The 16,690-nt window shown below is 39.4% G+C and carries 16 protein-coding genes; 5 read left to right on the top strand and 11 right to left on the bottom strand.

Annotated elements, in window-relative coordinates; translation table 11 throughout:
• The first annotated feature begins 46 nt into the window (after window positions 1-46).
• The 5 genes from BLQ05_RS07000 to BLQ05_RS06980 all read left to right on the top strand — a co-directional run bounded on the left by BLQ05_RS07000 (window position 47) and on the right by BLQ05_RS06980 (window position 3,357).
• Complete coding sequence (locus BLQ05_RS07000; protein ID WP_035654828.1) at window positions 47-436, top strand: response regulator; 390 nt, start codon at window positions 47-49, stop codon at window positions 434-436.
• 245 nt (window positions 437-681) lie between these two features.
• Entirely contained in the window at window positions 682-1,437 is a 756-nt protein-coding gene (locus tag BLQ05_RS06995) for a LytR/AlgR family response regulator transcription factor (protein ID WP_023577251.1), read from the top strand.
• A gap of 60 nt (window positions 1,438-1,497) precedes the next feature.
• A complete protein-coding gene (locus tag BLQ05_RS06990; RefSeq protein WP_023577252.1) occupies window positions 1,498-1,896 on the top strand; it encodes a response regulator in 399 nt (132 codons plus the stop codon).
• 161 nt (window positions 1,897-2,057) lie between these two features.
• Window positions 2,058-2,792 (top strand): tyrosine-protein phosphatase, encoded by a 735-nt coding sequence (locus tag BLQ05_RS06985; RefSeq protein ID WP_023577253.1) that lies wholly within the window; start codon window positions 2,058-2,060, stop codon window positions 2,790-2,792.
• Between the two features lie 34 nt (window positions 2,793-2,826).
• Window positions 2,827-3,357 carry a hypothetical protein gene (locus BLQ05_RS06980; protein ID WP_023577254.1) on the top strand — a complete coding sequence of 177 codons (531 nt, stop codon included), beginning with the start codon at window positions 2,827-2,829 and terminating at the stop codon, window positions 3,355-3,357.
• Between the two features lie 315 nt (window positions 3,358-3,672).
• Here the strand turns inward: BLQ05_RS06980 and BLQ05_RS06975 are convergent, their stop codons facing one another.
• The 11 genes from BLQ05_RS06975 to BLQ05_RS06925 all read right to left on the bottom strand — a co-directional run bounded on the left by BLQ05_RS06975 (window position 3,673) and on the right by BLQ05_RS06925 (window position 16,680).
• On the bottom strand, window positions 3,673-6,060 hold the full coding sequence (locus BLQ05_RS06975; RefSeq protein WP_023577255.1) for a GumC family protein: 2,388 nt from the start codon (window positions 6,058-6,060) through the stop codon (window positions 3,673-3,675).
• A 4-nt stretch (window positions 6,061-6,064) separates the two neighbouring features.
• Entirely contained in the window at window positions 6,065-6,829 is a 765-nt protein-coding gene (locus BLQ05_RS06970) for a polysaccharide biosynthesis/export family protein (RefSeq protein ID WP_023577256.1), read from the bottom strand.
• A gap of 73 nt (window positions 6,830-6,902) precedes the next feature.
• On the bottom strand, window positions 6,903-8,852 hold the full coding sequence (locus tag BLQ05_RS06965) for a polysaccharide biosynthesis protein (RefSeq protein ID WP_035654883.1): 1,950 nt from the start codon (window positions 8,850-8,852) through the stop codon (window positions 6,903-6,905).
• Window positions 8,853-8,869: 17 nt separating this feature from the next.
• Window positions 8,870-10,018, bottom strand: a complete 1,149-nt coding sequence (locus BLQ05_RS06960; RefSeq protein WP_023577258.1) for a DegT/DnrJ/EryC1/StrS family aminotransferase — start codon at window positions 10,016-10,018, stop codon at window positions 8,870-8,872.
• A gap of 86 nt (window positions 10,019-10,104) precedes the next feature.
• Entirely contained in the window at window positions 10,105-10,668 is a 564-nt protein-coding gene (locus tag BLQ05_RS06955) for a sugar transferase (RefSeq protein ID WP_023577259.1), read from the bottom strand.
• A 2-nt stretch (window positions 10,669-10,670) separates the two neighbouring features.
• On the bottom strand, window positions 10,671-11,276 hold the full coding sequence (locus tag BLQ05_RS06950; RefSeq protein ID WP_023577260.1) for an acetyltransferase: 606 nt from the start codon (window positions 11,274-11,276) through the stop codon (window positions 10,671-10,673).
• A gap of 1 nt (window position 11,277) precedes the next feature.
• Window positions 11,278-11,880 (bottom strand): sugar transferase, encoded by a 603-nt coding sequence (locus BLQ05_RS06945; protein ID WP_035654830.1) that lies wholly within the window; start codon window positions 11,878-11,880, stop codon window positions 11,278-11,280.
• 192 nt (window positions 11,881-12,072) lie between these two features.
• On the bottom strand, window positions 12,073-13,221 hold the full coding sequence (locus BLQ05_RS06940) for a glycosyltransferase family 4 protein (RefSeq protein ID WP_023577262.1): 1,149 nt from the start codon (window positions 13,219-13,221) through the stop codon (window positions 12,073-12,075).
• Window positions 13,218-14,309 carry a hypothetical protein gene (locus BLQ05_RS06935; protein WP_035654832.1) on the bottom strand — a complete coding sequence of 364 codons (1,092 nt, stop codon included), beginning with the start codon at window positions 14,307-14,309 and terminating at the stop codon, window positions 13,218-13,220. The genes BLQ05_RS06940 and BLQ05_RS06935 overlap by 4 nt, the downstream gene beginning before the upstream one ends.
• Window positions 14,309-15,457: a hypothetical protein gene (locus BLQ05_RS06930; protein ID WP_023577263.1), complete on the bottom strand. Its 1,149-nt coding sequence runs from the start codon at window positions 15,455-15,457 to the stop codon at window positions 14,309-14,311. The genes BLQ05_RS06935 and BLQ05_RS06930 overlap by 1 nt, the downstream gene beginning before the upstream one ends.
• Window positions 15,458-15,459: 2 nt before the next feature.
• Window positions 15,460-16,680 (bottom strand): glycosyltransferase family 4 protein, encoded by a 1,221-nt coding sequence (locus BLQ05_RS06925; protein WP_162147786.1) that lies wholly within the window; start codon window positions 16,678-16,680, stop codon window positions 15,460-15,462.
• Between the last annotated feature and the right edge of the window lie 10 nt (window positions 16,681-16,690).

Below are 16,690 nucleotides of genomic sequence, written 5' to 3'. Positions count from 1 at the left end.
ATGAAAAAAGAAGGCACTCAACATAACGAACTAAAAATTCACTGTACTGAAAACAATATTAATTATAGACGACTCAATGTTTGACCGTTTAATTGCCTCTGAGGTAGTTAAAAACCACATGCCTGTAAATACCATTATTGCTTTGGAATCTGCAGAGGAAGGTTTGGAGTACATTTTTAGCTCAATGGATAATCCGTCTGCAATCCCCGACATCATTCTGCTCGATATAAAAATGCCTAAAGTAGACGGCTTTGAATTTTTAGAGCGTTTTGAAAAATTCCCTCCTTCCGTAAAGGTTTTGAGCACAATTTACATGCTGAGCTCTTCCATCGATCCCTACGATATAAACAAGGCCTTGAAGTCCAAGTACGTTCATGATTTTATCGAAAAACCGCTTACAAAAGAAAAAATAGAGAAACTTCTCCCTAAACTGTAAGCAATTCTCTTTTTGGAAAAACAAGCCACTTGATGAACCGCAACGGAAACTGCTAATCCACTCGGTCATAAGGAACAAAAAAGAAATCAGTTCCACAATAAGATTTTCTCAGCCTCAGCCTACCCGATTATGTCTCATTCCTTTACGGAAAGAAAAATGTGTTCCTTAAAAAATTACACAAAACACAAATTTCTTTTTGTAAATTTGAGAACATCACAAAAGCGTAACGGCTTGGAAAAACGAACATGAGAATAGTAAACGCCATCGTAATTGAAAACGATATAGAAACTGCACAAATTTTAAATAAATTTGGTGAAGACAATTCTTTAATCCTAAACATTATTAAAACGGTAGAAGATATTGCCTCCGGTTTGGAACTAATAAAGCTTCACAAACCCGAATTGCTATTTTTAAATGCCAATTCCGAAAATCTAAGCAACCTAAAACGGATAACCGACTTGGATTTTAATACTCCGAAATTCATTTTAATGTCCGAAGACCCTCAAAAAGCATATGATGCCTTTAAATGCAATGCGGTTGATTTCCTTTTAAAACCCTTAGATTTCAATACAATTATCATTTCTATCTATAAAGTGATTAAGACTATAGAAATGGAAATCAGCTTTCAGAATCAGAAATTACAACAAATTGATTCCATAAATGCCCAGCACAAAAACAACGAATATATTGCGGTAGCCTCTATTGATAAGATAGAATTGTTAAAAATCGAAGATATTATTTTCTGCAAAGCGGAAGGAAAATATACCGAATTCATGTTAACCAGCGGTACGAAAGTACTGTCTAGTCGTAATCTAGGGGAATATAACGGCATCCTAAGTGAGAATTTTTTCTTTAGAATCCATCATTCTTATATCATAAACATCAAGCATGTTGTGAAAATTTCTAAGAAAGAAGGCTTTTATTGTGAGTTTACCAATGGTATGACACTTCCTATCGCGAAAAGAAGACAGGAAGAGTTCATCAAATTTATTAAATTGTAAAGTTTTTTAATGATTTTCGCAAGATTACCATACTTTTACAACATTAAATAAAACAAATTTATGGCACCACGATTTAAAAAAGTGATGGTTATTGACGACAATGAATTTGACTGTTACATTACAGCCAAACTAATCGGCAATACTAACTTGGCAACCGAAGTACTCGAATTTAATTCAGCCGAATTAGCCTTACAATATTTAGTGGAAAACCAAAACGATTTACACATGTTACCGGAACTTATTTTTCTGGATATTTACATGCCGCTGATGGATGGTTTCGATTTCATAAACATGTTCAGACTTTTACCTGAAGCGGTGGTTAATCATTGCGAATTGTGCATCGTTTCAACCACTGTGGATGATTATTACATCCACAAAGCCAAAATTGACGAAAGCATTCGATTATTTACAAGCAAACCGATAACGGTGGAATTTCTGCAAAGCCTGACCGAAAATTAATGTTAGACACCTCGCTTTAATGCACCGTTGCGCATCACCGATTTCTTTACCTCTTTTTTAACGAACCTTTTGTACATTATTGGTCTGACGATTCGTATTTTCCTCGAAGGATTACGCAATTCGTGCCTTTATGAAGTTCCAAAAAAGCGTACCTTTGCACCATGTTATCATTTTTAAAAGCCAAACCCGTCTTAAAAGACCTGATTCCCGACGAGTATGTCGACATTCACTCCCATGTTTTATTCGGAATCGATGACGGGGCAAAAACAATCGAAGACTCCAATTTTCTCATGCAATCCATGCTGGACATGCGTTTTTCCAAATGCATTACCACCCCACACACCATTGAACATGTTTGGGACAACTCAAGGGCAAGCATTTTGGAAAAACACCGGGAAGTAAGCGCAATTTCCCCTGATTTGAGTGAAAAGATCGGTTTACAAGTGGCTTCGGAATACATGATGAATGAAAGTTTTGTGACACTTTTCCAATCCGAACCACTGTTAACATTAAAAGGCAACTATGTTTTGGTGGAGATGTCCTATCTCAATCCCCCGATACAACTATACGATATCCTTTTCAAATTACAGCTGGCGGGTTATACTCCTGTACTGGCACATCCGGAGCGCTATGCTTTTTTTCATCACAATTTTCCCGAGTATAAAAAACTAAAAAAAGCAGGCTGTCTTTTTCAGCTGAACCTTTTATCCACGATGGGGTATTATGGGCCTGATGTAACGGAAGCAGCCGAAAAATTATTAAAAAAAGGAATGATTGATTTTACAGGATCGGATGCGCACCACAAAACACACATTGAAGCTTTTTCCAAAAAAATAAGGATTAAAGATTTCCTTCCCGTTACGGAAGCCATGAAAAACAATGGCATTTTCAGATAAACCACTGATAATTGAAAGTTAGCAGCAACCATACATGAGACAACTTAAAAATCTAAATGTCCATAAAAGTATAAATACAAAGAGTTTAATTTTTGAGGAAAACTTTGGCGACAAACTTGACCGAATTACGATTTATCTTTTTTTTACATATTTTGGAATTATGCCTTATCTATACGCTGATTTTTCAAAGGATAATCAAAATATTTATTATTTCATTTCTTCTTTACTGTCTTTATTCTGTCTTTATGTGGTTTATAGAAAAGCAACTGAAAAGAATCTTAACAAAATAGAAACTTTTAATAGTCTTGAAATTAATAGAGAGATTATAAATAATTATTGTAAACAAAAAGGTTATCAAAAACAAAGAAACTCAAACAACATACTAATTTATATCGAAGAAAATCCATATACTCTAAGTAATAGTTATCATACAAGTAGAATTTTTTTACTAGATAACAATGATGTCTATTTTACAATTATTAAAGACAATTTCAGATTGAACATTCCTGTACTAATTTCTCAAATTATTTTAAAAAGTGACATGAAAAAAATATTCAAAAAATAAATTGGCTGCTGCTAACAGAGGTCTCATGAAATTGGGGCTTTAAGGCTAAATTTAAAGATTATTTCATATATTTCTGTGGTTATTCAATGGTTAGAGAATATATAAACCGCCACAACATAAAGCCGCGGGAAGTTCACGGTATCTATTTAGCAGACTAAAAGCCTGTAAGGTTAAAGAACACCGATTCGCAGATTTTTTAACACGGATACAATATATTTCAATCTGCGAATCTGCGGTAAATTTTTTTGAAGCTAAAAGCGAAATGTAATAAAACAGATAGTTTCACGTATTTTGAGACCAAATAAAAAGAGGCTTTTACACCTCTTTTTTAAATTTATCCAAAAACTGACGGAACCTGCTTTTTTTCTCCACTTCCACACCATAACCGTAACCGTATGCGCCATAACCGTAACCGTACCCTTTTCGGACAGTAGTATCATTAATAAGCAGCGCCATATTAGGAAGTTTCTTTTCCTGGTAAAACTTATAAGGCACATAAAGCAATCCCTTATCCAGATAATTGGCACGAATTACATACACAAAGGAATCGGCATGTCGGGCAATCAGCAGCGTATCCGTTACAAGATGGACGGGGGAGGTATCCACTACAATGTAATCGTAATCGGATTTTAATTGATCGAACAAGACATCTACTTTATTACTCATGAGCAATTCGGCCGGATTGGGAGGAATCACTCCGGAAGGCAAAACATAAAAAGCCTCATAATTAGGAATTTGATGGATTAGCGAGTGAATATCAAGATCTTTGGTGGAAAGATAATTGGTGACCCCTTCTTTAGGTAAATGAAGGTAGTCTTCCAGTTTTGGATTCCGGATATCCATACCGATTAATAACACTTTTTTTCCGGACAAGGCAATGGCTCCCGCCATATTTACGGCAATAAAGGTTTTTCCTTCCTTAGGCAGTGTCGACGTTACAAAAATGGTCTTGGCTTTTCCATCCGGAACCTGATTGAGCATAAACTCCAAATTGGTTCTTGCGATTCGAATGGCTTCGGCGGCACTGGTATTGCTGTTGGCGGCTATAATTTCCTCGTTCGAAAAAGAGGTGGGAACATCTCCTAAAATCGGAATGGATAATTTCTTTTCAACATCCGATCGGCCTTTTACTTTATTATCCAACATGTTCAGCAAATAAAGTACCCCAAAGGGAAGTAATGCCCCTAAGGCCAAAGCCATCATATAAATAGATCTTTTTTGTGGTGATACCGGTGATTTCGAAGCAATGGCTGCATCAACAACCTTCGCATTAGGCGATGTAACGGCCAGTGAAATAGCTGTTTCTTCCCTTTTCTGCAAAAGGTACAGATACAACGCTTCTTTAATTTGCTGCTGACGGCCTAGCGCCCGCGCTTCTCGCTCAAGCGTCGGAATCTTTGAAATTTTTCCGCTAAAAACAGTACTTTGATAGGCCAAATCCTTTTTTAAAATCTCAAGTTGCCCGCGCAATCGGGCAAGTACTTCACCAATATCCATGCGCAAAGCTTCAATTTTTTTGTTCAAGGTTAAAATAACCGCGTTTTTCGGGCCTCCGTTTTTCAACATCCTGTTACGTTCCAGCACTAACTGATTGTATTGGTCAATTAATCCGACAGCATTGGCATCACTGGTCAATATATTAGCCGGAATCAAGTCGTTTTCGCCTGCATTCTTAAGATAGTTTTCCATAACTCCCACTATCTTTAGTTTGGTCTCCGTGTCGATTTCCTTTTTTTCAAAATCACTGGCACTGTTAAGAAACAAACTCGTTTCCGAAGTGATATCCGTCACATGATTCCTGATTTTAAAGGCCTCGGTGCTTTTCTCAACCCCATCCAGTTCGTCAGCAATGATTTTAAGACGGTCATCTATAAATTTTGAGGTGTTTTCAAAAACAAGATTCTTATCAGAAACAACATCCTGATTGTATACCGCGATAAGTCCGTTCAAAAAATCTTCGGCGCGTTCGCCTACCGGATCGGTAACGGAAAGTTCCACAATTGTGGTGCGGTCACCTGATTTCCTAACCGAAAGACGCCCTTTATAACTCCCTGCTACAGCAGAAACCGGACGGATTTGAACCATAACCTTGAAAGGATTCTCTTTAAAAGACTTTCTTTTATCGGTCTCAAAAACTATGGCTTCACCTTCTCTCAGTGGCACGGATTGCCCGTACTGATACACGCCCAATCTGTTTTCACTCCTGTCGTATAGTGTGTAGCGGTTAGATCCGGAACTGATTACTTTGTAAATAATATTTCTTTGTTCAAATCCATCATTAAGTCGTAAAAAACGGAACTGAATCGGTGATTTTTTATATAATTCTTCTGATTTGACACGGCCTTCATTAACATAAGAGACATTTAACCCCAAGGATTTTACGGCTGTTTTGATCAGGGTTCTGGATTTGAGGACCTCAATTTCATTATCGAGATTGCTCTTTATATTAGACAAAATAGCCAAATCGGAAAAAGCATTCATTTGGGTATCAGCACCGCCTTTTTTCTCATCTCGAAGCATCAGCGTGGTAACTGCGCTATATTGTGGGGTGGTGTATCTCAGGTAAATATAAGCACCGGTAAAAAAAACTACAACACCCAACACAAACCACTTCCAGTTGTTGAGATAATAATCAAGCTGTTCCTTTATGCTGAACCCCGAATTGAATCCGTTACTGTCTTGAGGGCTAAACTCGTTTTCCATCCGTTTACCTTGTAAAAATTAAAATAACACCCATGGCAAAAGACAAAACCGTGAGTAATGTTCGAATGTCGGAACCGATTACCGAATTGTTGATTTGGGTTTTGTTAGGTTCCACATAAACAACATCATTTTGAGTCAGATAATAATAAGGGGAATTAATGAAATCCGTATTGGTGATATCAACTTTTTCGATGGATTTCACACCTTCTTTTTCACGTACCACCATGATATTTTTTCTTTTGCCGTAAATGGTCAAATCCCCAGACAAACTCAATGCTTCCAAAAGCGTTATACGTTCTCCGGAAACCTTATAAACTCCGGGAGTTGATACTTCTCCCAGCACTGAAATTTTAAAATTGGTTATCTTTAGCTGAATGGATGGATTATGAATGTGGTCTTTAAGTATTGTTTTGATTTTTTCTTTTGCTTCAGCGCAGGAAAGTTCCGATAGTTTTATTTTTCCGAGTTGCGGAAATTCGATTTCCCCGTTTTTATCCACAAGATACACATCGCCCAAACTTTGGCCTCCCATGGCTTCATCCACCGAAGTCGATTTCAGATTATAAGGAACGGCAACTTCCGGATTTTCGGCCGAAACGATAATCTGCAACATATCATCCGGTTGTATCAGCAATTCATAAGACGTAGCATTTTTACCCGCATTGGCGGATGCGTTTTGAAGATAAACGATTTTTTTAGGAGAGCCACACGACAAAACTCCCAATAGCATTACCATCATTAAACTTCTTACTGCTTGCTTACTGCTCATAAATACATTTTTTTTCAAAGATAATTTATTTCTTCGGAATACCTTTTAAAAAAGAGGGGCTGCCGAATCCCGCTTAGGAATCCAACGTTTCGTAAGTGGAATTCATACTGCGGAATTCGGGAACGATTTCTTTCATTTTAAGTACGATGTCTTCTACCAGGAATCCTTTTGCAATCTGAACCAGTTGATTCACTTTTTCTTCAATAATCTCATACTCATCGAAAACATCCTGTGCAATCATTATTTTCTCATGGTGCGTAGGCAGGGTTAGTGCCGAATCGTTCAGTAACTCTTCATATAATTTTTCGCCCGGACGCAAACCGATAATCTGAATCTTGATATCCTTATCCGGACGCAGCCCTGCCAAACGGATCATTTTGGTGGCCAGATCAATAATCTTTACGGGTTTTCCCATGTCAAAAATGAAAATTTCCCCACCGTTCCCCATGGCACCGGCTTCCAAAACCAATTGACAGGCTTCGGGTATCGTCATAAAATAACGGATAATTTCAGGGTGTGTGATGGTTATCGGACCGCCGTTGGCAATTTGTTGGGTAAACAAAGGAACTACGGAACCATTGGACCCCAAAACGTTTCCGAAGCGGGTGGTGATGAATTTGGTGGTAATCACCTCCGAACGGTTAAGATACAGGAACAAAGACTGAACGTATTTTTCGGCAATGCGCTTGCTGGCCCCCATAACATTGCTCGGATTCACGGCTTTATCGGTAGAAACCATTACAAAGCGTTCCACATTGTAGGCTACGGCCAAATCGGCCAGATTTTTAGTCCCTTGTACATTGGTAAAAACTGCCTGTGCCGGATTAACCTCCATTAAAGGCACATGTTTGTAGGCCGCCGCATGATATACGAAATTAGGACGGTACGTTTTGAAAATCGATTCCATGACCGCATAATCCCGAATGTCCGCAATAATCGAACGGACCAAGACACTCGAAAAGGACTTATCCAACTCCATACTCAAATGATGAAGCGGGGTTTCGGCCTGATCCACCAAAATAATTTTTGTGGGACCAAAGGCATGAATCTGCCAGACAAGTTCACTTCCAATCGAACCGGCAGCACCGGTAATCAAAATGGTTTTGTCTTTTATCTGCCCGGAAATGGTTTTGTTGTCCAGTTCAATAGGCTGTCGTTCCAGCAAATCGGAAATCTGAACGTTTTTGATTTTTCTGGAAATACTCTCCCTGTCTTCGAAGTCGGTAATTTTCGGAATGGAAAAAACTTTGAAATTAAACTCCAGACAATCGTCTACAATATCGAATTTCTCTTCATTGGTTAACGAATCATCCGCTATGATAAGCGATTCGGCACCTTTGTACCGAAGCAATACGGGAACAGGCTTGTTTTGCTCTACAATAGGCAAATCCAAAATACGTTTCGAAGTGTTTTTACTTACCCGATCGATGAAGCCCACCACTTTAAATCGCGCCGGACGTTCCATCTGGACGGCATTGGCAACAGCGATAGCATTAGGCCCCGTACCGTATATGAGTACTTTGGTGATTTGATTGTTCTTGCTCTCGTTGATGTAATTCTCAAAAACCGTTTTTACAATAATCCGATACAACAACAGAAAACAAAAGGAAAGCAATACCGTGATAAAAAGACGGGTGTTCAGAAATAACTTTCCGCCTGTGAAAATATCCCAGAACGTATTCAGTAAAAGTAAAAACAGAAAAGTCGACGACTGTGCCATAAACAATTTTACCGCATCGATAAAAGTGGAATGACGAATAATACCGGAATAGGTCCGGAAAAGCCAGAAAAAAAATACCGTAATGAAAATATACACCGATGTGATCGGAAATACTTTTGCGCTCAGCAGAAAATCAAGTCCGATGCCTTTTAACAGCAAATGACTTAAAAATCCCGATAAAAAAACCATCAGAATATCTATGGTCAAAATAATCCATCGTGGCAGATAGCTTAAATTTTTGACATTGAAACTGAAACTGGCCTTTTTAATTGCCTGCTCAAAAACAGTTTTTATTTTAAACATCGAAGTAGTGTTCACTGCTATAATTTTTGACTTTTAAAGAAATGATCCAAAACCTTTTCAAGTCGTAAATAATCATTATCGGTTAAATTGGAACCCGACGGAAGACACAATCCCTGTTCAAAAAGACGGGAAGACACTTCGTTTCCGTAATACGGATACTTCTCAAAAACCGGCTGCAGATGCATGGGTTTCCAAAGCGGTCGGCTCTCGATATTTTCTGCCTCAAAGGCCAATCGTAAATCCTCACGGGACTTCCCTACTTTCGCCTCATCCATTACAATGGCGGTCAGCCAATGATTGGAAAACCAATCCGCAGTGGGTTCTTTCAAAACGGTCACTCCTTCAATGGCGGCAAAATAATCCGAATAGAAAGCATGGGCCTTACGTCGGAGTGCCACATGCGCATCCAAAACTTCCATCTGTCCTCTTCCAATACCCGCACAGATGTTACTCATCCTATAATTGTACCCTATTTCACTGTGTTGATAATGCGGTGCAAGGTCTCTGGATTGCGTGGCAAAAAACACAGCTCGGTCTTTTAATGCTTTTGAGGGAACCACAATGGCCCCGCCACCGGAAGTCGTAATGATTTTATTTCCGTTAAACGACAAAACACCTACCGCTCCGAAAGTTCCGCATTTTCTGCCTTTATAGGAACTTCCTAACGCTTCGGCACTGTCTTCCAACAACGGAATCTGATACTTTTCAGCTATGGCAACAATTTCATCCACTTTAAACGGCATTCCGTACAAATGCACGGCAATGATTGCTTTTGGTTTTTTCCCTTTGGCAATACGGTCGAGGATTGCTTCTTCCAAAGCAGCCGGACACATGTTCCAGGTGTCGGGTTCACTGTCAATAAAAACAGGAGTACCCCCCTGATAAAGAATCGGATTGGCGGAGGCGGAAAAAGTCATGCTCTGACAAATAACCTCATCTCCGGCTTTAACATCCAGAAGAATAAGGCCCAGGTGAATGGCAGCGGTACCGGAACTCAGGGCGCCAACAAAGACATCCTCGCCCAAATAACGCTCCAAATCAGACTCCATACCCAAAACATTAGGACCCAAAGGAGCTATCCAGTTGGTATCAAAAGCGACTTGTATATAAGTTTGCTCCCTTCCGCCCATATGTGGCGAAGAAAGCCATATTTTTTCTTTATTCATTATCAAACAGTTAAGTGTAGTTTTGGGGAGAACTAACGCACAAATGTACAGAAACTTTTAAAAGTATTCGATACTAAATTTTAAAATTAAAACATTTTGTGAAATAGTGTTTTTGCGATGATTTTCAGATCTCCGAAAAAAGTGCGTTCATAGTAATACTGCAGGTTTAGCCTTACTTTATCAGGGAACAGAACAAGGTCATTGTACTCTAGTGGATTATCCTGGACTGCCAAAAGTTGCTCTTCGTTAAAATACTTCAGGGAGGCCTCACTGGTAAGTCCCGGTTTCAGTTCCAGTATTTTCCGCTCTTCCCCTTCAAGACAATCGTAATACCCTTCAATATCAGGACGCGGACCAACAATACTCATGTCGCCCAATAAGACGTTTAAAAGTTGGGGCAACTCATCTAATTTGGAATTACGCAAAAAAGCCCCGATTTTAGAAATGGAAGCAACTCCCTCTTTATTCTTCCGAATGGTTCTTAATTTGAAAATGGTAAACAGTTTTCCCGACTGCCCCACCCTTTTCTGAAGAAACAATCCGCTGGTTTTGGTATCAAAGGCGGCGAGTAACCAACTCAACAGTATAATCCAGCCAAAAAACACCAGTGCTGACAGTGAAAATACGATATCAAAAAGGCGTTTTGCCATAGTTAGGAAGGTTCGTTGTATTTGATGATCTTACCCGGATTTCCTACCACAACGGCATAATCAGGCACATTGTCAATGATAACAGCACCGGCGCCAATGGTTGCCCATTTTCCTATCGTAACCCCCTGAATAACGCAGGCACCAATACCTATCTGACTGCCTTCTCCTACCTGAACCGCACCGGCCAAAGCCGCTCCCGGTGAAACATGCGCGTAATTTTCCAAAACACAATCGTGCTCCACAACGGCACCTGAATTTACAATACAGTGATCTCCTATTTTGGAAAAAGCATTAATCACCGCGTTAGGCATTACGACGGTACCCACTCCAATGGTCGCTTTTGAAGAAACTACCGCCGAAGGGTGAATAGCGGTATAAAATTGTACCGGAAGCCTCTGGGCTATGTTCTTACGAATCGCATTATTCCCTATGGAGACAATCAGCACATCCGAAGTATCGAAAAGCTTTTGGGAAGCCTGCACCACCGGAACATCATAAATAAAATCGCCCTTCGGAGCATCGTCCAAAACGGCTGTAACCACAATGTGATGTTCCTTTAAAATATCAATAATCACTTTACTGTGACCGCTTGCGCCGTATAAATACATATTAATTTCCTTTAAATGGTTCTGCTGTTGCCACAGCTTCTCCCGATATCCCTTCCCCTTTCAAAACTTTCTGAATGGTTTTGAAAAAAATTACAATATCCAATTTTAGTGAAATATTGGTTACATACCAAACATCATATTCGAATTTCTGCTGCCAACTGATAGCATTCCGTCCGTTCACCTGTGCCCATCCGGTTATGCCCGGCCGAACCTGATGCCGTTTTTTCTGATCTACATCATACAAAGAAAGATAGTGCACTAACAAAGGTCTTGGGCCAATCAGACTCATATCGCCTTTCAGCACATTGATTAACTGAGGAACCTCATCCAAAGAGGTTTTGCGCACCAACTTCCCAATGGCAGTCAGCCGCTCGGCATCCGAAAGTAATTTTCCGTCGGCTCCTTTCTTATCGTTCATCGTCTTAAACTTGATGATATTAAAAAGCCTTTCATCCTTTCCGGGACGTTGTTGCACAAAAAAAGGCTTTCCGTTATTGGCAAAAAACAATCCGATGGTTACCAGTAAAAAAACAGGACTTAACAACAGTAATCCCAAAAAAGAGAATACCATATCCAAAAAACGCTTGAAAATCCTTTTATACATAATACAAACCCCAAATAATTTCACAATTAAACCTTCTGTCATCCTGACGAAGGAAGGATCTCCACTGCCATTCCGACGAAGGAGGAATCTCCTGTCATTCTGAGCCTTTCGAAGAATCCCATCATACTGTCTCCTGAACAATCTTTATCCTTTCAACTTATCCCTTATCCCTTTCAACTTACCCCTTTCAACTCATAATTCACAACTCCTATATTCATTCAAAATCGCCTCCCAAACCAATTGTTGCTGATAACGGGACACAATCATTTCGCGGGCATCAGTTTTTAATCGGCTATACAAATCCATATCTTCAAGCACTCTTTTCAGGGCATTGTAAAGGGCTTCCGTTGACTTGGGTTGAATAATAATTCCGTTTTTTTCGGAAACTACGATTTCATTACATCCGTTAATATCACTCACAATTGACGGCAATCCCATAGCGCCGGCCTGCATCACCACATTGGGAAATCCTTCGCGGTAACTCGGGAACACCAAACAATCACTTAAGGCAAAATAAGGACGTACATCGTTTTGATACCCCACCGAAAGAATGCTTTCCGTAGTCAAAATCGTTTTCTCCGTTTCCGGCAACAACGGATCCAGTTCTTTTTCAGGTGGTCCGACAAGCAACAATTTACAGTTTTTATTTTCTGCCGACAAGCGCACGAAAGCGGCAACCAACTCATTGATACCTTTGTCGGAAACAAGTCGTCCCACGAAAACAAACACAAAATCACTATCGGCAATACCCAATTGTTTTTTCAGACGGACTTTTTCAGTTTCAGAAACCGATTGCGGACTGAAAAAATCGGCATTAATGCCATTGGAGCTTCCGTTACCGATCACTTTCAGTTTTTCAGAAGAACAGAAGTTATGCTGTAGGATAATGGATTTCAAACCGTTGGAATTCGGATATACTTTTGTGGCACAGGCATAGGTAATTTTCTCCACAAAATCCAACACCTTTCTTTTAATTCCCGTTGTTTCCAAAAGCGGTAATCCGGCTACCGTATGCAACCGATGGGGCACACCGGCCAATTTTGCGGCCAGCATTCCGATGGTTCCGGCTTTTGGCGTATGCGAATGAACGATGAAAGGCTGCTCTTTTTTCAGCAACCAAAAAAGTTGCCACAAGGCTTTTAAATCCTGTAACGGGGTAATCTGACGCGTCAAACCGATTTCGTGCGTTCTCACACCCTGCTCTTTCCCGAAAGCTTTCAATCGTTCCCCTTCAGCAGAAACCGCAATCACATCATAATACGCATTCATAAAACGCAGTTGGTTTTCCAGAAGTTTTTCCAGAGAAAGCGGTATGGTTGTTATACGTATGAGTTTTTTCATTGGCTTGAGGCAATGGGTTTATTTTTCAACTGTGCGAATATCCACAATACCACAACCATAACAAAAGGCTGCAGCATTACTTTGGTTCGCGCAAAAATACCAAACCCGGAGTAACGCTGTACTATAAGCACGCCTGAAATTAACGCAAAAATCAGAATTACTTTAAAAACCAGCGGAAAAACCAACTTTTTGTAATGTAAAAGAAATAAAACAAAGGCCAAAAGATGTGCCGTTAACACCAAAACATTCTCCAATCCGAGAACAATACCGTAAAGAGATGGGATTTCAGTAAAGAGCGGACGGAAATAAAACGTAAATAGCTTGTACGGATACGAATACTCAATAATGGGAATATACGTACCGGAATCCTTAAACGACATAAGAGAAAAGACATTGAATCGCCGAATCCTTTCGAAATCCAAGCTTTTGATTTCCGACAATTGCAGAAACATGTAAAACAATCCCGAACAGACAACTGCAGCGATTGCGAAAGCTATAAGTTTGGTTTTAAGCGTCCATTTTCCGAAGAAAAAAAAGCCGGTAAAAACACTGAAGAACAACATGAGAGAAACATGAGGTCGGATGACCGTCAGTAAAAGAAAGGATGACAATAGGGCAATTGAAGTGTATTTACCCTTGGACAGTTCCAGCAAAACGGTGGCAATAAACAGGAAACAAAGCGCTTCTTTCCCCAACATGGCGGTCCAGAAATGCAGGTTCGGCAAAAACAAGAGTAATGGCAGCCAATTGATTCCGAAAAACAGCAAACGGTCTCCGATGTGAAACCGCAACAAACGATACAGCTGAAATATTCCTAAAAAACCGATGCAGCTATAAAGAAAAAAACCGAAAGCAATATCCATATGGAGCAGCTTCACAAAAGGGTAATTGAGAAACAGCATAAAATTGGAACCGTAATTGAAAAAATCCAGCCAGTCTTTGGAATCGGAAGCTTTGAGTTGTAGCCAGTAAAAAGCGGCATCACCTCCGTTTTCTTTAAAATAATGATAGCCTATAAAAGTAAACATCAGGTGATAGCCAAATAAAATGACTCCAAAACTCCAATGGCTTTTAAGACTGTTTAACATCACTTTCGTTTTTGTAAAAGTTGTTTCCTATAAGAATACGACCAAAGGATAAAGATAAGAAATCCGGGAAGGAACATGTTACGCATACGAATCATAATACCTAAATTACCAAGAGATTGTGAAAAGGCCAATGTTCCGATAATCAGAAAAATAACGAGCCCTTTTATTACAAACGGTGCCGCTTTAAAGGTTTGAACCGGCTGGTTTCTGAAAATGGAAAAAGAAATTATTAAAAGTAATAAATTTTCAATGGAAGCAATAGCGGCAGGAATTCCGTTAATATCGAAGAACAGGGGACGATATAAAAAAGTGAACACCTTCAGGGGGAAAGGATAGGAAGATATGTCGATTCGGGAACCGGCGCTGGCGCGGCTTAACAAACCTGCTTTGGTATCTGAAAATTGTTCAAAACTGTCGACGGATGCTTCCTCGATTCGGGCAAACTCCATTACAGAAGGAAGAATGGCTATTCCAACCCCAATTAAAACTACCGAAAAAATTATTCTTTGTGCAGTGGAAACCTTAGAACTCATTACATAGGAGAGCCCAAATGCCACCACTAGAAACATAGTAATATGAGGTCTCACAAAGTAAGAGAGTAACAGAGCCAGAAGAACTAACGGTAAACGTCTTTGAATTTTCAATAAGCCATAAGCAAAGATACTGATGCAAAAAAACAGCAAGGTATCTTTCCCGACTCCGCAACTCCAAAAATGAAGGTTGGGCATAAAAAACACCAAGGGAAAAAGGGTGTAATTTCCAAACTTGGAATTGTAAGGAACCATCTCAACAGCTACCACATAAAACAATGCCATCCCAATAAAACCGATTAAAGAGTACAACATTGTTCCTGTAAAATAGGATAAACCTAAAATATTTGCCGGATAATAGTTCAGCGCAAACAGGAAATAAGTCCCTTTTTGTTCGGCAAAATAAAGGGCAAACTCATCCGGAGACAGCATTTTTGCCGTCATCCAATACCCAATGGCATCACCTTTAATAAAAAAACAATAATAGGCACCAAACAATAGATGATAAAAGAATAGTTTTTTTAGGGTCAAAATATCCTGATGGGACAATGTTTTTCCAAACGAGTTTATAAAACCCATTCCTCCCGCTAAAATTAAGAGTACAACTATAAAATCCATCTTTATTCCTCTAAAACTGCCACATGTGAAGCGTAAGTTAACGCTTTCGCGGCATACACCCTGCTGTTTTTATACTTTTCTTCCAGAAGATCATGGTTTTGCAACGAATACGATAAGGCACTGCTCAAACTTTCAACACTCGACGGGGTGAAATTAACCGACAGGAATTCGTTTACATTGACTTCTTGTACACTTTTAAAACTACCGTTAATAACGATTTTCCCCGAGAGCAGAGCATCCAGGTATTTCACATGTATAATCAATTCGGAATAGACATTCTGTTTGTCCGGACATACAATAACCGAAGCCAAATCCTGATAAGTACGAAGATGGTGGTAAGGTGTTCTTCCGATAAAAACCACTTTGTCCGTTAACCCCAGTTCTTCGGTCAATGCCCTACATTCAATCATTGTAGGACCATCACCTAATAAAAACAAACGGCAATGGTGTTTGGAAACAATACTAGCAAAGGCAGCAATCAAATCGGTAATCCCACCGGTTTTCTTAAAAGCGCCGGCAAAAAAAATAATTTTCTCGTTGGGTAAAATCGAAAACTTGGATTCCAATTGTTTTTTTAATTCATAATCCACAACATCCGATACCGCATCAGAGCTTAAAACATAAGGCAGAATGTAGTTTTTTTTGGCAGTAATTTCCGGATAATAGCCGCAGAAATAGTCTTTCATGGCCTGACTTGCGAAAATCAAACCTTTTGCACCATTGAAAACTTTGCGGTCAAGAAGGTCCGATATCAGGTATTTCAAATAAAACTTTATTTTCTCCGATACCGATTTTGCGTGATCGGATTGGAATTTGAACTCCAATGTGGCCACTCCGTGCAAATCGTTAATATAATCCTGAATCATTCCGGATTTTTTCAGACAGTACCCCACAGAATTATCCAGATATTCAAAAAAATAAATCGGTTCCTTATCAAATTGCCCCGCAAGAACGTCTTTCAGTCGGTTGAAAAATTTCGAATAGACAATCCGAATCACAAACAATGGTAAAATCCCTAACAATCCCTGAAAAATTCTTTTGTCTTTTCTGGAAAACGGAAATTCAATCGCCACATGCCTAATTTTTTCATGAAAAAGAGATTGTTTACGGGTATTGGATATAAATATAACTTCATGTCCTTTTTTGGAAAGCTCATTCATAATTCCCTGCATCCTTATCGTCCCGCCGCCTTCGTGAGTGAAGTCGTTCAGGGAAAAAAACACGAACCGCATC

Source organism: Flavobacterium saliperosum (genome assembly GCF_900100625.1).
Taxonomy (GTDB): Bacteria; Bacteroidota; Bacteroidia; order Flavobacteriales; family Flavobacteriaceae; genus Flavobacterium; species Flavobacterium saliperosum.
The sequence above is the reverse complement of the archived record's forward strand: the minus strand, read 5'-3'. Positions and strand labels throughout refer to the sequence as shown.

Coding starts and splice junctions, on each gene's coding strand:
- BLQ05_RS06955 (WP_023577259.1), bottom strand. CDS start 10,668: ATGGCAAAACGCCTTTTTGATATCGTATTTTCACTGTCAGCACTGGTG.
- BLQ05_RS06985 (WP_023577253.1), top strand. CDS start 2,058: ATGTTATCATTTTTAAAAGCCAAACCCGTCTTAAAAGACCTGATTCCC.
- BLQ05_RS06935 (WP_035654832.1), bottom strand. CDS start 14,309: ATGTTAAACAGTCTTAAAAGCCATTGGAGTTTTGGAGTCATTTTATTT.
- BLQ05_RS06945 (WP_035654830.1), bottom strand. CDS start 11,880: ATGTATAAAAGGATTTTCAAGCGTTTTTTGGATATGGTATTCTCTTTT.
- BLQ05_RS06980 (WP_023577254.1), top strand. CDS start 2,827: ATGAGACAACTTAAAAATCTAAATGTCCATAAAAGTATAAATACAAAG.
- BLQ05_RS06970 (WP_023577256.1), bottom strand. CDS start 6,829: ATGAGCAGTAAGCAAGCAGTAAGAAGTTTAATGATGGTAATGCTATTG.
- BLQ05_RS06930 (WP_023577263.1), bottom strand. CDS start 15,457: ATGGATTTTATAGTTGTACTCTTAATTTTAGCGGGAGGAATGGGTTTT.
- BLQ05_RS06975 (WP_023577255.1), bottom strand. CDS start 6,060: ATGGAAAACGAGTTTAGCCCTCAAGACAGTAACGGATTCAATTCGGGG.
- BLQ05_RS06995 (WP_023577251.1), top strand. CDS start 682: ATGAGAATAGTAAACGCCATCGTAATTGAAAACGATATAGAAACTGCA.
- BLQ05_RS06960 (WP_023577258.1), bottom strand. CDS start 10,018: ATGAATAAAGAAAAAATATGGCTTTCTTCGCCACATATGGGCGGAAGG.
- BLQ05_RS06990 (WP_023577252.1), top strand. CDS start 1,498: ATGGCACCACGATTTAAAAAAGTGATGGTTATTGACGACAATGAATTT.
- BLQ05_RS06965 (WP_035654883.1), bottom strand. CDS start 8,852: ATGTTTAAAATAAAAACTGTTTTTGAGCAGGCAATTAAAAAGGCCAGT.
- BLQ05_RS06940 (WP_023577262.1), bottom strand. CDS start 13,221: ATGAAAAAACTCATACGTATAACAACCATACCGCTTTCTCTGGAAAAA.
- BLQ05_RS06950 (WP_023577260.1), bottom strand. CDS start 11,276: ATGTATTTATACGGCGCAAGCGGTCACAGTAAAGTGATTATTGATATT.